Consider the following 642-nt stretch of genomic DNA (forward strand, 5'->3'; position numbering starts at 1 on the left):
GCAGATATAACAAGCTATGTCTGCGGCCCAGCGGCGGGAAATCCGCTGATGGAAGCTGGAGCGTTAAGGGCAAGGAACGCGCTCTCGGTAGCACTGGAGCAGGCCATCGACGCTATCGCGAAATGTCTTCCGACAAAGTCGGCTGCCTCACGTAGTGAGCCAATCAACTAAGGATGATTGGTCGGTCGTACGCCGTCATGATGATGACCTATACATCTCGAGTTCACCAAGCGCGCTTAGTCGTCCGTGAGGAACTGGGATTTCAGCTCCGAACGAGCTGAAGCCGGAGGATGAGCCGGACGACGATTTGCCGCAACAGAAGCTGCAGTCAGCTTAGAAGATGCCGGAAATTGTAGCCGGCGGCGCCAAGGACGGCGTTCACCTGCGCAGTTCGCGCTTGATCTGTCGCGTTACCCGCCGCTTCCGGCCTGATGTGGGGCATTGTGGCTTCGATAGCCCTTGTCGGCGAAGAGGTGTTCGATAGTGTTGCCAATCGGCGCCTCCATGTCCGTGATCACGGCGTTAAGCGTGTGGGGTGGGCAGCTGGGGCCGGACAGGGTCAGGCGGCTGATTTGTCCCTCCGCCGGACGTGCTGATTGTTGCCGGCTGAAATAGGCGAGAGCAGAATGCAATCTGCAGCTA

Annotated in this window: 1 pseudogene; it reads right to left on the reverse strand. The window is 58.4% G+C overall.

Annotated elements, in window-relative coordinates:
- Positions 1–381 precede the first annotated feature (381 nt).
- Positions 382–533 (reverse strand): annotated as a pseudogene (locus Q3C01_RS44875) (IS5/IS1182 family transposase); the annotation flags it as partial.
- Positions 534–642 lie beyond the last annotated feature (109 nt).

The sequence above is a fragment of the Bradyrhizobium sp. UFLA05-109 genome (assembly GCF_054185165.1).